Here is a 12,809-nt window from a genome sequence, read left to right on the forward strand (position 1 = left end):
CGGTTGCTGAGCTCGACGAAGTATCAGTCGATGGTGACGTAGTCGGGGCCGGAGTAGTGTCCGGTCGTGAGCTTCTGACGCTGCAGCAGCACGTCGTTGAGCAGGCTGGAGGCGCCGAAGCGGAACAGGTGCGGCTGCAGCCATTCCTCGCCGGCGGTCTCGGCGACGGTGACGAGGTAGCGCACGGCATCCTTCGACGAGCGGATGCCGCCGGCCGGCTTGACGCCGATCTTCTCGCCGGTGGCCCGGTGCCAGTCGCGCACCGTCTCGAGCATGAGCAGCGTGGTGGGCAGTGTGGCAGCCGGCTGCACCTTGCCGGTCGATGTCTTGATGAAGTCGCCGCCTGCGAGGATCGACAGCCACGACGCGCGCTTGATGTTGTCGTAGGTGTTCAGCTCACCGGTCTCCATGATGACCTTGAGCGAGGCGTAGCTGCCGTCCGGGCGGCGGCAGGCCTCCTTCACCCGGGCGATCTGGTCGAACACCAGCCCGTAGTGCCCGGAGAGGAATGCCCCGCGGTCGATCACCATGTCGATCTCGTCCGCACCGGCGGCCACCGCATCGGCGGTGTCGGCCAGCTTCACATCCATCGATGCGCGGCCGGACGGAAACGCCGTCGCCACGGCGGCGACCGAGATGAGCCCGTCGTCGGGGTCTCCGTGCGCAGCGCCGAGAGCCTCGACCGCGTGCGGGACCATGTCGCCGTACACGCACACCGCCGCCACACGCGGTGTGCTCGGATCAGCGGCATCCGGCGTCTTCGCCTTCGACACGAGCGAGCGCACCTTGCCTGCCGTGTCGGCGCCTTCCAAGGTGGTCAGGTCGATCAGCGAGATGATCTTGTCGAGCGCCCAGGCCTTGGACGTGGTCTTGATCGAACGGGTCGCGAGGCCCGCCGCGCGCTGCTCCAGGCCGACGGCGTCGACACCGGGCAGGCCGTGCAGGAAGCGCCGCAGGGTGGCGTCGTCGGGCTCGGCGCCCAGCACGTCGACAGCCGTGCGGCGGCTGAGTTCAGTAGTCGTCACTTCTCCTCCAAGAGGGCTCGGGCAGTGGTCTCATCGGTCACCAGCACGGTGCAGAGCCCGGTGCTGACGACTGTACGCGCGATGTCGTGCTTCGTCTCGCCTGCGGAGACGAAGATCGCCCGGTCTGCGGCACGCAGCCGGTCCAGGCCGATGCCGACGGTCCGCTCGTCGAGCTGCGGGTCGACGATGTTCCCGTCGGCGTCGATGTAGCGCCCGAGCACGTCGCCGACGGCGCCGCGTCGGGAGAGCTCCGCGATGTCGCCCTCCGACAGGTAGCCGTTCTCGACGTGGGCGGACGCCGGATCGCAGGCGCCGGCGGTGAAGAGATAGGTCTGCGCGTGCGCAGCCTGGTCGAGGATGCCTCCGACGGTGCGGTCCGCCTCGATGGCCTGCTTGGTCTCGACGCGCTCGAGGATGGCGGGGCTCGGCAACAGCACCGCGTGTCCGCCGCCGCGCTGGGCGATCGTGGATGCCAGCGACGCGGCGTTGCCGGAGCGACGGTTGACCGTCACTCCCCCGTTGGTCTGCACGACGGTGACGCCGCGGGCCCATCCCTCGGGCAGCGCGTCGGCGACAGCGGTCAGGGTTCGGCCCCAGCTGACGGCAAGGGTGCGCGGCACCGGGCGGAGGGCGGTCAGGTAGTCGGCGGCGGCCTGCGCCACCCGCTCGAGCTCCTGACCGTCGGATGCGGGGGCCACGATCGCGTCGGTCAGTCCGTACCGCGCGCAGAGCTCGCGCTCCAGCCCGAGCCGCCTGGCGCGCGGATGGACGATCTCGATGCGCACGATGCCGCGCTCACGGGCCTGGACGAGCAGCCGACCGGCCTTCCAGCGGGAGATGCCGAGCAGGGCGCCGACTTCGTCCTGGGTCTTGCCCTCGTCGTAGGTGAGTTCGGCGACACGCACCATCAGCAGTTCGTCGTCCACGGCATCCTCCCTTCCTGGAATCCAGGGTACTGAGAATGCGCGCTGCGCGCGCCGTTGTGCTCAGATGAGCAGCCTTCTTCGCTCCCCTGCGCAACCGCGCCGGCCGGGCCCGGTTCGGATCGCCGGCGGCATCCGAGGACGACGAAGGGCGGCCCGGCGATTGCCGGACCGCCCCTGCGAACGGATGCCTCAGGCGCGCTTGCGGCTGGTGAGCACCTGGTCGACGATGCCGTACTCCTTGGCCTGCTCGGCCGAGAGGATGTTGTCGCGGTCGATGTCCCGGTTGACCTTCTCGACGGGCTGGCCGGTGTGACGTGCCATGGTCTCCTCGAGCCAAGTGCGCATGCGCAGGATCTCGGCGGCCTGGATCTCGATGTCGGACGCCTGGCCGTGACCGGCCTCGCCCATCGCCGGCTGGTGCATCAGCACGCGGGCGTTGGGCAGCGCGAGGCGCTTGCCCGGCGCACCGGCGGCGAGCAGCACCGATGCCGCGGACGCGGCCTGGCCGAGCACGACGGTCTGGATCTGCGGCGCGACGTACTGCATCGTGTCGTAGATCGCGGTCATGGCCGTGAAGGAACCACCGGGCGAGTTGATGTACATCGTGATGTCGCGCTCGGAGTCCTGGCTCTCCAGCACGAGCAGCTGCGCCATGACGTCGTCGGCGGACGCGTCGTCGACCTGCACGCCGAGGAAGATCACGCGATCCTCGAACAGCTTGTTGTACGGGTCCTGGCGCTTGAAGCCGTAGGCTGTGCGCTCCTCGAACTGCGGGAGGACGTAGCGGCTGGAGGGAAGGTTGCCGGCAGCGCGGAAAGTGGGTGTGTACATGTGTGTGCTCTCCTGCTTACTTGTCCGCACCGGTGCCACCGCCGCCGTGCACGTCACTGGCGTGCTCGCGGATGTGGTCGACGAAACCGTACTCGAGCGCCTCGTCCGCAGTGAACCAGCGGTCGCGGTCGCCATCCTCGTTGATCTGCTCGACAGACTTGCCGGTCTGCGAGGCGGTGATCTCAGCGAGGCGCTTCTTCATCGACAGGATGAGCTGCGCCTGCGTCTGGATGTCGCTGGCCGTTCCGCCGAAGCCGCCGTGCGGCTGGTGCAGCAGCACGCGGGCGTTCGGAGTGATGTAGCGCTTGCCCTTGGTGCCGCTGGTGAGCAGCAGCTGGCCCATCGACGCGGCCATGCCGATGCCGACGGTCACGATGTCGTTCGGCACGAACTGCATGGTGTCGTAGATCGCCATGCCCGCGGTGATCGAACCACCGGGCGAGTTGATGTAGAGGTAGATGTCCTTCTCGGGGTCCTCAGCGGCGAGAAGGAGGATCTTCGCGCAGATCTCATTCGCGTTCTCGTCGCGCACCTCCGAGCCCAGCCAGATGATGCGGTCCTTCAGCAGCCTGTCGAAGACACTCGTCGCGACCAGGGGTTCAGCCATTTCAGCTCCTGTTTCCGTGTTTCGGTGATTCGAATCTACCGGCGACAACGTCGCGCGAAGGCGCTGTTCGCCGTCGGCATATCAGCGCGCCCCGCCGAGCTCCCGCGCGTAGGCGGCCACCGACCTCCGATACTGCGGCAGGTGCGGCGCCAGGGTCTCCAGCGCGACGGATGCCGCACCCGTCGCATCGCCCGCCGAGGCCAGGGCGAGCGCGTAGAAGGCTGATGCGGCATCCGCCAGCTCTCCCCCTCGCTCACGCTCCTCACGCAGCATCCGCACGGCCTCGTCGACCTTGCCGAGGTTGCGCAGGGTGCTGGCGAGCTGGATCGTCGCCTGTGCGCGACGCGACTCGTCCAGCCCGCCGCTCAGAGCCAGCCGGTAGAGGACCTCCGCCTCCCCCTCGAGACCTGCCGCGTCGCGTGCGCCGGCGCGTTCGAACTGCGCGACCGGCTCGTGCATCCCGCGCTCCATCGCGAGTGCGTCGATCCGGCGGATCCGCTCACGGTCCGACAGCGCGTCGTCGTCCCAGACCGCGTCCACGCGGTCCTGCCAGTCGTCCCGCTCATCCATGTCGTCCTCCGGATACGCGAGAGGCGGATGCCGCAGCATCCGCCTCTCGTCACGATCTGTGTGAGATCACTCGGCCTTCTCGGCCTCGTCCTTCTTCTCCGCGGCCTTCTTGGCAGCGCGGGTCTTCGGGGCGGGCTTCTCGTCAGCCTCGGCGTCGTCGGCCTTCTTCGCTGCGGCCTTCTTCGCCGGCGCCTTCTTGGCGGGGGCCTCGGCGTCGTCCGACTTCTCGGCGGCCTTCTTGGCAGCGGGCTTCTTGGCAGGAGCCTTCTTGGCCGGCTTCTCCTCGACGGGCGCCTCCTCAGCGGCATCCTCGTCGGAGTCGTCGCCGATGACCGGGGTCAGGTCCACGGCCTTGCCGTTGCTGTCCACGACCGAGACCTTGCCGAGTGCGATCGCCAGGGCCTTGTTGCGGGCGACCTCGCCGACCAGTGCGGGCAGCTGGTTGCCGGCCTGCAGAGCCTCGACGAACTCCTGCGGAGCCATGCCGTACTGCGCGGCGGACTGGATGAGGTACTGGCTGAGCTCCTCCTGCGAGACCTGCACGTCCGAGCCCTCGGCGATGGTGTCCAGCAGCACCTGCGTGCGGAACTGCTTCTCGCTGGCCTCGGCGACCTCGGCACGGTGCTCGTCGTCCTCGAGACGACCCTCGGACTCGAGGTGGTTGTGCACCTCGTCCTCGATGAGCTGAGCCGGGACCGGGATCTCGATCTGCTCGAGCAGGGTCTCGATGAGCTGGTCGCGAGCGGCGGAGCCCTGCGTGAACAGGCCCTGCTCGGAGACGCGCTCGACGAGGCTGGCGCGCAGCTCGGCGATGGTGTCGAACTCGCTGGCCATCTGCGCGAAGTCGTCGTCGGCCTCGGGCAGCTCGCGCTCCTTCACGGCCTTGACGCTCACGGAGACCTCGGCCTCTTCGCCGGCGCGGTCGCCGCCGACGAGCTTCGAGCGGAACGTGGTGTCCTCACCGGCGGTGAGCGAGTCGATCGCCTCGTCGATGCCCTCGAGCAGCTCGCCGGAGCCGATCTCGTAGGACACGCCGTCGGCGCGGTCGATCTCGGTGCCGTCGATCGTCGCAACCAGGTCGAGGTCGACGAAGTCGCCCTTGGCGGCCGGGCGGTCGACGGGGATCAGCGTGCCGAAGCGGCTGCGCAGACGGTCGAGCTCGGCGTCGACGGCGGCGTCGTCGGTCTCGACGGCGTCGACGGTCACGGTGATGCCGGACAGGTCGGGCAGCTCGATCTCGGGGCGCACGTCGACCTCGACGTCGACGAGCAGGTCGCCGGAGAAGTCCTTCTCGTTCGGCCACTGGGTGATGTCTGCCGAGGGACGGCCGACGATGCGGACGGAGTGCTCGGCGGCGGCCTCACGGAAGAAGCGGTCGAGGGCCTCGTTCACGGCGTGCTCGATGACCGCGCCGCGGCCGATGCGCTGGTCGATGATCGGCGCGGGGACCTTGCCCTTGCGGAAGCCGGGGATCTGCACGTCCTGAGCGATGTGCTCGTACGCGTGCTCGATGCTGGGCTTGAGGTCCTCGGGGGTGACCGTGATCGTGAGCTTGACCCGGGTCGGGGACAGCTTCTCGACGGTGCTGTTGGCCATGCTGGTTCGTTCTCCTTGTGATTTCCGCGCCGAGGCGCGGCCGTGAGGTATCGGGGGCCGTGGTCGGGGCGACAGGATTTGAACCTGCGACCTCCCGCTCCCAAAGCGGGCGCTCTACCAAGCTGAGCTACGCCCCGGTAACACCCGCACACGCGGGAACGGCCTCAACGAGTCTAACGGACAGGAGCACTCGATCCGTCCGCTATGCTTGTGGAGCCGGTCCGGGGATGTAGCTCAATGGTAGAGCCTCAGTCTTCCAAACTGATTACGCGGGTTCGATTCCCGTCATCCCCTCCAGAACGCAAAGGCCCCCGCAATATGCGGGGGCCTTTCGCATATGCATGGGATGATCTCGCCATGGACGAGTTCGCGCCGGAGCGCCTGGCAACGGATGCCGCAGAGCCGCCGACCGTTCGGGAACCCGATTCCCCGCGTCGGCACACCTGGCTGTGGGTCACCGGCGCGATCGTGTTCGCCGGGCTGGTGATCACCGGTGTGCAGCTGTGGGCGAATCTGTCCTATGACGACGCCGAGGAGGCCTTCCTGCACTCGCGCACCGCCGCCCAGCCGGCGACGGCCACGCTCGTCGCGACGATGGAGCACGCCGACAAGGCCACCACGGCCGCGAAGGCCGTGGACGGTGTGACGGCCCCCGAGCTGCTCAGCGACGAGGACCGCGCGGCCCTCGCAGCCGGCGCCGCAGAGCTGGCCGAGGAGAACGCGGATGCGGGGAGGATCGGTCTCGATCTGCCGGCTGCGCCGCGCGAGAAGCCCGTGATGCCCTGGGACCTGTTCCTCCGGGCATCCGACCTGCAGGAGCGGACCTCGGCCCTCGAGGACCGCACCGAGACGCAGGACGCGACGGCTCGTTCGCTGAGCCGGAGCATCCGCGGCGTCGATGAACTGGGCGGACGCATTCTCGACAGCGCCCACGCAGCCGTACCGGCGATCGAGAAGGCATCCGTCGACGCCCGGTTCGCGCCGATCATCGAGCTGCGCAAAGCCGCTGACGAGGTGGGCTCCGCACGTCCGGACATGGATTCGAGCACCTCCGCCGGCCTGCTCCGGCTCGACAAAGCCGTCGCCGCGGTGCGAGCATCCGCTGAGTCCGAGCTGGCCGCGAAGGCCGGCCCGCTCTTCGAGGCCAGGCGCAAGGCCGAGGCGTACGCGCGTTCGATCTCCGGCGGTGTGCTGCTCGAGTTCGTCTGGACCGACAGGCTGCTGGGTCAGGGCTCCGGAGAATCCGGCGCAGGCACGGCGACCTGGGACGGCAACGACGGCGGAACCTCCCACATCACCCTCACGAACTCCATCGCGAGGTACTGGCCCGCCGAATGGACCAGGGCGCTCGTCACGCATGAGATCGGACACGCCATCTCGGCCAAGTGCTACGACAAGTTCGACTGGGAGGACCAGGACGCGAACGAGCAGTGGGCGACCGCCTGGGCGATGAGCTGGGGCTTCTCCGCCTACGACTCCGGCGCGAACATCTACGGCACGCCGTCGAAGACGATGCAGGACGCCGCGAAGACCTGCCGCTGAACGCGCAGAACCCCGGGACCTCGGGTCCCGGGGTTCTGCGCTGAGCGGTTGTTACTGGCCGCGGCGCTCCCGCAACTGGGTGAGCGCGTCGTCGAGAAGCTGCTCGGCCTCTTCGTCGGTGCGGCGCTCCTTCACGTAGGCGAGGTGCGTCTTGTACGGCTCGGCCTTCGCCAGCTCCGGCGGGTTCTGCTTGTCGCGCCCGGCCGGGAGCCCGGTGTGCGGGTGATCGATGATGTCCGGGATCTCCTCCTCGGGCAGACCAGCCGCGAAGTACCGCACGGTCTCGTTGCCGAGCCCGTCCCAGTACGAGACCGCGATGCGGTCGGCGTGGTAGCCGTGGTCCTGCTCCCCCATCGGGCCGGATCCGACCCGCGTCCCGCGGATCGCGTTGCCGCCGGTGGCCATCAGACCACCCCGACCTTCGTGATCAGGCCCAGCGCCACGATGGAGATGAACCACACCAGGGCGAGGATGATCGTGAAGCGGTTGAGGTTGCGCTCCGCGAGCCCGGACGAGCCGACGGCCGCGGTCATGCCGCCTCCGAACATGTCGGACAGGCCGCCACCGCGGCCCTTGTGGAGAAGGATGAGAAGAGTCAGCAGAACACTGCTGATGCCCAGCAGCACTTGCAGCACGAACTCGAGAACCTGCACGGGTAGAAGCCTTTCACCGGGGCCGAACGGCCCGCATGACTGTCGATTATACGGGGTCGCCCATTTCGGCCCGCCCCGACGCTCAGACGCCGACGTGCTTCTCGAAGCGGATGATCGCCGCGAACTCGTCCACGACGAGGCTCGCGCCGCCCACCAGGGCGCCGTCGACGTCGGGCTCGCGCATGAAGCTGGCGATGTTGCCCGACTTCACGCTGCCGCCGTAGAGCACGCGCGTGCGCGCCGCGGCATCCTCATCGAGAACACGGGCGATCACCTGGCGCAGCGCCTGGCAGACCTCCTGCGCCTGCGCCGGCGTGGCCGCCTGGCCTGAGCCGATCGCCCAGACGGGCTCGTAGGCCACGACGATGTCGGCGGACGCCGGAACACCGGCCAGGGCCGCCTCGAGCTGCCCCGCGGGCACGGCACTGGCGCCGTGCTTCTCCAGGTCTTCCGCGGTCTCACCCACGCAGATCACCGGCACCAGGCCATGCTTCAGCGCCGCGCGCACCTTGGCGTTGACGATCTCGTCCGACTCCGCGTGGTACTCGCGGCGCTCGGAGTGCCCGATGATCACGTAGCCGACACCGAGCTTCGCCAGGAACGCACCGGACACCTCGCCGGTGTACGCACCCGAGTCGTGCGCCGACACGTCCTGCGCGCCGAGCCCGAAGGCGATCTTGTCGGCGTCGATCAGCGTCTGCACACTGCGGATGTCGGTGAACGGCGGGAACACCGCCACCTCGACGGAGCCGTTCTCGTGCCCCGCATCCTTCAGCGTCCAGTGCAGCTTCTGCACCGTGGCGACCGCCTGCAGGTGGTCGAGATTCATCTTCCAGTTCCCCGCGATCAGCGGGGTCCTCTTCGTCACAGCCATCCGAGTACCTCCAAGCCGGGGAGCTTCTTGCCCTCGAGGAACTCGAGGCTGGCGCCTCCGCCCGTCGAGATGTGTCCGAACTGGTCGTCCGCGAACCCGAGCTGGCGCACGGCTGCGGCCGAGTCACCGCCGCCGACCACGCCGAGACCGTCGATCTCGGTGAGGGCCTGTGCGACGGCCTTGGTGCCCGCTGCGAACGCGGGGAACTCGAACACGCCCATAGGGCCGTTCCAGAACACCGTCTTCGAGTCGCGGATGGCCGCGGCGAATGCCGCGGCGGTGTCGGGACCGATGTCGAGGCCGATGCCGGATGCACCGAACGAGCTCTGCTCGATCGCGTCGGCCGCGACGACCTCGTGCGCCGCGTCGGCCGCGAAGCCGGATGCCACGACGACGTCGGTGGGGAGCACGAGCTCCACCCCGCGCTCCTTCGCCTCGGTGATGTAGCCGCGCACGGTGTCGAGCTGATCTTTCTCGAGCAGGCTGGAGGCCACGGCGTGGCCCTCGGCAGCGAGGAAGGTGAACAGCATTCCACCGCCCACGAGCAGACGATCGACGCGCGGCAGCAGGTGCGAGATGACGCCGAGCTTGTCACTGACCTTCGAGCCGCCGAGCACGACCGTGTACGGACGCTCGGGCTTCTCGGTGAGGCGGTCCAGTACGTCCAGTTCCGTCGCGATCAGCAGGCCGGCCGCGGACGGCAGCTGCTGGGCGAGTTCGTAGACGCTGGCCTGCTTGCGGTGCACGACGCCGAACCCGTCGGACACCATGGCATCGCCGAGAGCTGCGAGGCGGGCGGCGAAGGCGGCGCGCTCGGCGTCGTCCTTCGAGGTCTCGCCCGGGTTGAACCGCAGGTTCTCCAGCACCACGACGCCGCCGTCCTCGAGCGACGCGACGGCCTGCTGGGCCGACTCGTCCACTGTGTCGCGGGCGAAGGCGACCGGCTTGCCGAGCAGCTCGGAGAGGCGCTGCGCCACCGGGGCGAGGCTGTACTTCGGGTCGGGCGCGCCGTCGGGGCGGCCCAGGTGCGAGCAGACGACGACGCGGGCGCCGGCGTTGATCAGTGCGTTGAGGGTCGGCAGGGAGGCCCGAACACGGCCATCGTCCGTGATGACCCCGTCCCGCAGGGGGACGTTGAGGTCACAACGGACGATGACGCGCTTGCCTTCCAGCGAACCTACGGTGTCCCGGAGGGAGTCGAGGGTGCGCAGAGTCATGGAAGAGAGTTTAGAGACGCTCGGCCACGTACTCGGTCAGGTCGACGAGACGGTTGGAGTAGCCCCACTCGTTGTCGTACCAGCTCGAGACCTTGACGAGGTTGCCGTCGACGTTGGTCAGGCCGGCGTCGAAGATCGAGGAGTGCGGGTCGAGCTGGATGTCGCTCGAGACGATCGGGTCCTCGTTGTACTTCAGGATGCCCTCGAGGCGTCCGTCAGCGGCGGCCGCGCGGTACGCGGCGTTGATCTCCTCGATGGTGAGGTCGTCGCGGGTGGTCACCAGCGTGAGGTCCACGATCGAGCCGGTGGGCACCGGAACGCGGTACGACGAGCCGCTGAGCTTGCCGTTCAGCTCGGGCAGCACCAGGCCGATGGCCTTCGCCGCACCGGTCGAAGCCGGGACGATGTTGATCGCCGCAGCACGGGCACGGTGCAGGTCGCCGTGCGGGCCGTCCTGCAGGTTCTGGTCGGCGGTGTAGGCGTGCGCGGTCATCATGAATCCGCGCTCGATGCCGAACGTGTCGTTGAACACCTTGGCCAGCGGCGCGAGGCAGTTGGTGGTGCACGACGCGTTGGAGATGATGTTGTGGTTCGCCGGGTCGTAGGTGTCCTCGTTCACGCCCACGACGAACGTGCCGTCCGCGCCGGTGGCGGGAGCGGAGATGATGACCTTCTTGGCGCCGCCCGCGATGTGCTTGGCGGCGTCCTCGGCCTTGGTGAAGCGACCGGTCGACTCGATGACGATGTCGACGCCCAGCTCACCCCAGGGGAGGTTGGCGGGGTCACGCTCTTCGAAGACCTTGATGTCCTTGCCGCCGACAGTGATCACGTCACCCTCGTAGGAGACATCGACACCGAGGCGTCCGCCGACCGAGTCGTACTTCAGCAGGTGCGCGAGGGCCTTGTTGTCGGTGAGGTCGTTGACAGCGACGATCTCCAGGTCAGCGTTCTGCGCGAGTGCCGCGCGGAGGAAATTACGCCCGATACGACCGAAGCCGTTGATACCGATCTTGACAGACACGAAAGTCTCCTGGTTCTTACTCTAGGAATTGCGTGATTCTTGCGGATTGCACGGACAACGGCGTCCTGATGGGCTGTAGCGCCCATCAGGACGCCCATCTTTTACGACAGTACCAGCAGACCCGCAGTGTTCTCGCGCGCCGTTACGAACCGCTGTGACACGTTCTCCCAGTTCGCGATGTTCCAGGCCGCCTTGACGTAGTCGGCCTTGACGTTGAGGTAGTCCAGGTAGAAGGCGTGCTCCCACATGTCCAGCTGGAACAGCGGGATCGTGCCCTGGGCGGTGTTGCCCTGCTGGTCGAACAGCTGCTGGATGATCAGTCGCTTGCCGATCGGGTCCCAGCTCAGCACGGCCCAGCCGGAGCCCTGGATGCCCATGGCCGCGGCGGTGAAGTGCGCCTGGAACTTCTCGAAGGAGCCGAAGAACTCCTCGATGGCGGCCTTGAGCTCGCCCTCGGGCTGGCCGCCGCCGTTCGGCGACAGGTTGGTCCAGAAGATCGAGTGGTTGACGTGACCGCCGAGGTGGAACGCCAGGTCCTTCTCGAGACGGTTGACGTTGGCGAAGTTGCCGGTCTCCCGGGCCTCGGCCAGCTGCTCCAGCGCAGCGTTCGCGCCCGCGACGTACGCCGCGTGGTGCTTGTCGTGGTGCAGCTCCATGATCTTGGCGCTGATGTGCGGCTCGAGCGCCGCGTAGTCGTAGGGAAGGTCGGGGAGCGTGTAAGTCGCCATGTCGAATTCATCCAATCCGCGCCGCGCCGCGGCGCTTGTCGTTCCCCTGCGCCGCCGTGTGCGGGGCAGAGCGGACGAGTCTCATCCTACTGACGACAACGCGCCTGCGGACGGGATGCTTCCGCAGATGACCGCCGGAAACGCAGACGTGGGCGCCTCCTGTGCGGAAGCGCCCACGATGCGGAAAAAATGCCGGTGTCAGCCGTCGAGCCCGGCCGGTACGGCGGCCTCGGTGCCCGGGATGCCCTCCTGCTGCGCGCGCTTGTCGGCCATCGCGAGCAGACGGCGGATGCGGCCGGCGACGGCATCCTTGGTCAACGGAGGCTCGGCGTGGTGGCCGAGCTCGTCGAGGCTGGCCTCACGGTGCTCCAGACGCAGGCGTCCCGCGAGACGGAGGTGGTCGGGAACCTCGTCGCCGAGGATCTCGAGCGCGCGCTCGACGCGCGCGCAGGCGGCGACCGCGGCCTGCGCCGAACGACGCAGGTTCGCGTCGTCGAAGTTCACCAGCCGGTTCACACCGGCGCGCACCTCGCGACGCTGACGCATCTCCTCCCACGCGGCGGCGGTGCGCTGCGCACCCATCACGGCGAGGATGCCGCGGATCGCTTCCCCCTCGCGGACGACGACGCGCGGCATGCCGCGCACCTCGCGGGCCTTGGACGCGATACCGAGTCGGTGCGCGGCGCCCACGAGGGCCATCGCGGCCTCGGACGACGGGCAGGCGACCTCGAGCACGGCCGAACGGCCGGGCTCACTCAGCGATCCCGCAGCCAGGAATGCGCCGCGCCAGATGCCGGCGAGCTCCTCACGGGAGCCGGTGGTCAGGCGGTTCGGCAGTCCGCGCACCGGACGACGACGGGGGTCGAGCAGACCGGTCTGGCGGGCGAGGGTCTCACCGGCGGCGATCACGCGCACGGCCCAGCGCGGGCTCTCCGCCGCGCCACCGGTCTGTGCCGTGCTGGACTTCACCTGCGCGATCTCAGGCCGCACACCGTAGATCTCCGCGAGATCACGGGCGACTCGACGCGCCAGCGTCTCGGCGTCCACCTCGGCTTCGACCGCGACGCGCCCCGCGATGGAGTGCAGTCCGCCGGCGAACCGGAGGATGGTGGTCACCTCCGCGACACGCACCGAAGGGGGTGCGTTCCGAATGCTGACCAGTTCCGCCTTGACGTCGGTGGTTAGTGCCACGGGACTCCTCTTGCTCCGCGCGCCGGAT

Annotated in this window: 14 protein-coding genes and 2 tRNA genes; 2 read left to right on the top strand and 14 right to left on the bottom strand. The window is 68.6% G+C overall.

The window, feature by feature from the left end; translation table 11 throughout:
• Positions 1-23: 23 nt before the first annotated feature.
• The 7 genes from deoC to DY023_RS14095 all read right to left on the bottom strand — a co-directional run bounded on the left by deoC (position 24) and on the right by DY023_RS14095 (position 5,692).
• Complete coding sequence (deoC, locus tag DY023_RS14065; RefSeq protein ID WP_116242963.1) at positions 24-1,025, bottom strand: deoxyribose-phosphate aldolase; 1,002 nt, start codon at positions 1,023-1,025, stop codon at positions 24-26.
• Entirely contained in the window at positions 1,022-1,951 is a 930-nt protein-coding gene (locus tag DY023_RS14070) for a sugar-binding transcriptional regulator (RefSeq protein ID WP_116242964.1), read from the bottom strand. The genes deoC and DY023_RS14070 overlap by 4 nt, the downstream gene beginning before the upstream one ends.
• A gap of 189 nt (positions 1,952-2,140) precedes the next feature.
• Positions 2,141-2,782 carry an ATP-dependent Clp protease proteolytic subunit gene (locus tag DY023_RS14075; protein WP_116242965.1) on the bottom strand — a complete coding sequence of 214 codons (642 nt, stop codon included), beginning with the start codon at positions 2,780-2,782 and terminating at the stop codon, positions 2,141-2,143.
• A 16-nt stretch (positions 2,783-2,798) separates the two neighbouring features.
• Entirely contained in the window at positions 2,799-3,437 is a 639-nt protein-coding gene (locus tag DY023_RS14080) for an ATP-dependent Clp protease proteolytic subunit (protein WP_281271942.1), read from the bottom strand.
• Positions 3,438-3,470: 33 nt separating this feature from the next.
• Positions 3,471-3,959, bottom strand: a complete 489-nt coding sequence (locus DY023_RS14085) for a tetratricopeptide repeat protein (protein WP_116243107.1) — start codon at positions 3,957-3,959, stop codon at positions 3,471-3,473.
• Positions 3,960-4,025: 66 nt separating this feature from the next.
• Entirely contained in the window at positions 4,026-5,555 is a 1,530-nt protein-coding gene (gene tig / locus DY023_RS14090) for a trigger factor (RefSeq protein WP_116242967.1), read from the bottom strand.
• A 60-nt stretch (positions 5,556-5,615) separates the two neighbouring features.
• Positions 5,616-5,692, bottom strand: a tRNA-Pro gene (locus tag DY023_RS14095).
• Between the two features lie 86 nt (positions 5,693-5,778).
• On the opposite strand from DY023_RS14095, the gene DY023_RS14100 reads away from it, so the two are divergent.
• Both DY023_RS14100 and DY023_RS14105 read left to right on the top strand, forming a co-directional pair.
• Positions 5,779-5,852: transfer RNA gene (locus tag DY023_RS14100), tRNA-Gly, on the top strand.
• A 60-nt stretch (positions 5,853-5,912) separates the two neighbouring features.
• The gene (locus tag DY023_RS14105) at positions 5,913-7,097 is read left to right on the top strand and encodes a hypothetical protein (RefSeq protein WP_116242968.1); all 1,185 of its coding nucleotides are present in this window, start codon (positions 5,913-5,915) and stop codon (positions 7,095-7,097) included.
• A gap of 51 nt (positions 7,098-7,148) precedes the next feature.
• Here DY023_RS14105 and DY023_RS14110 read toward each other — a convergent pair whose 3' ends face one another.
• The 7 genes from DY023_RS14110 to whiA form a co-directional block, all read right to left on the bottom strand.
• Positions 7,149-7,502: an RNA polymerase-binding protein RbpA gene (locus tag DY023_RS14110; protein WP_116242969.1), complete on the bottom strand. Its 354-nt coding sequence runs from the start codon at positions 7,500-7,502 to the stop codon at positions 7,149-7,151.
• On the bottom strand, positions 7,502-7,750 hold the full coding sequence (secG, locus tag DY023_RS14115) for a preprotein translocase subunit SecG (protein WP_116242970.1): 249 nt from the start codon (positions 7,748-7,750) through the stop codon (positions 7,502-7,504). Before secG ends, DY023_RS14110 begins: the two co-directional genes overlap by 1 nt.
• Positions 7,751-7,832: 82 nt before the next feature.
• Entirely contained in the window at positions 7,833-8,624 is a 792-nt protein-coding gene (gene tpiA, locus DY023_RS14120) for a triose-phosphate isomerase (RefSeq protein ID WP_116242971.1), read from the bottom strand.
• Positions 8,615-9,841, bottom strand: a complete 1,227-nt coding sequence (locus tag DY023_RS14125) for a phosphoglycerate kinase (protein ID WP_116242972.1) — start codon at positions 9,839-9,841, stop codon at positions 8,615-8,617. Before DY023_RS14125 ends, tpiA begins: the two co-directional genes overlap by 10 nt.
• A 10-nt stretch (positions 9,842-9,851) precedes the next feature.
• The gene (gene gap / locus DY023_RS14130) at positions 9,852-10,862 is read right to left on the bottom strand and encodes a type I glyceraldehyde-3-phosphate dehydrogenase (protein ID WP_116242973.1); all 1,011 of its coding nucleotides are present in this window, start codon (positions 10,860-10,862) and stop codon (positions 9,852-9,854) included.
• Between the two features lie 101 nt (positions 10,863-10,963).
• A complete protein-coding gene (locus DY023_RS14135; protein WP_116242974.1) occupies positions 10,964-11,590 on the bottom strand; it encodes a superoxide dismutase in 627 nt (208 codons plus the stop codon).
• 198 nt (positions 11,591-11,788) lie between these two features.
• A complete protein-coding gene (gene whiA / locus DY023_RS14140) occupies positions 11,789-12,781 on the bottom strand; it encodes a DNA-binding protein WhiA (RefSeq protein ID WP_116242975.1) in 993 nt (330 codons plus the stop codon).
• Positions 12,782-12,809: the final 28 nt, after the last annotated feature.

This window comes from Microbacterium bovistercoris, from assembly GCF_003387575.1.
Classification (GTDB): domain Bacteria; phylum Actinomycetota; class Actinomycetes; order Actinomycetales; family Microbacteriaceae; genus Microbacterium; species Microbacterium bovistercoris.

Excerpts from the sequence above, each read along its gene's own strand:
- DY023_RS14075 (WP_116242965.1), bottom strand. The coding sequence starts at position 2,782 with ATGTACACACCCACTTTCCGCGCTGCCGGCAACCTTCCCTCCAGCCGC.
- DY023_RS14085 (WP_116243107.1), bottom strand. The coding sequence starts at position 3,959 with ATGGATGAGCGGGACGACTGGCAGGACCGCGTGGACGCGGTCTGGGAC.
- tig (WP_116242967.1), bottom strand. The coding sequence starts at position 5,555 with ATGGCCAACAGCACCGTCGAGAAGCTGTCCCCGACCCGGGTCAAGCTC.
- DY023_RS14105 (WP_116242968.1), top strand. The coding sequence starts at position 5,913 with ATGGACGAGTTCGCGCCGGAGCGCCTGGCAACGGATGCCGCAGAGCCG.
- DY023_RS14110 (WP_116242969.1), bottom strand. The coding sequence starts at position 7,502 with ATGGCCACCGGCGGCAACGCGATCCGCGGGACGCGGGTCGGATCCGGC.
- tpiA (WP_116242971.1), bottom strand. The coding sequence starts at position 8,624 with ATGGCTGTGACGAAGAGGACCCCGCTGATCGCGGGGAACTGGAAGATG.
- DY023_RS14125 (WP_116242972.1), bottom strand. The coding sequence starts at position 9,841 with ATGACTCTGCGCACCCTCGACTCCCTCCGGGACACCGTAGGTTCGCTG.
- DY023_RS14135 (WP_116242974.1), bottom strand. The coding sequence starts at position 11,590 with ATGGCGACTTACACGCTCCCCGACCTTCCCTACGACTACGCGGCGCTC.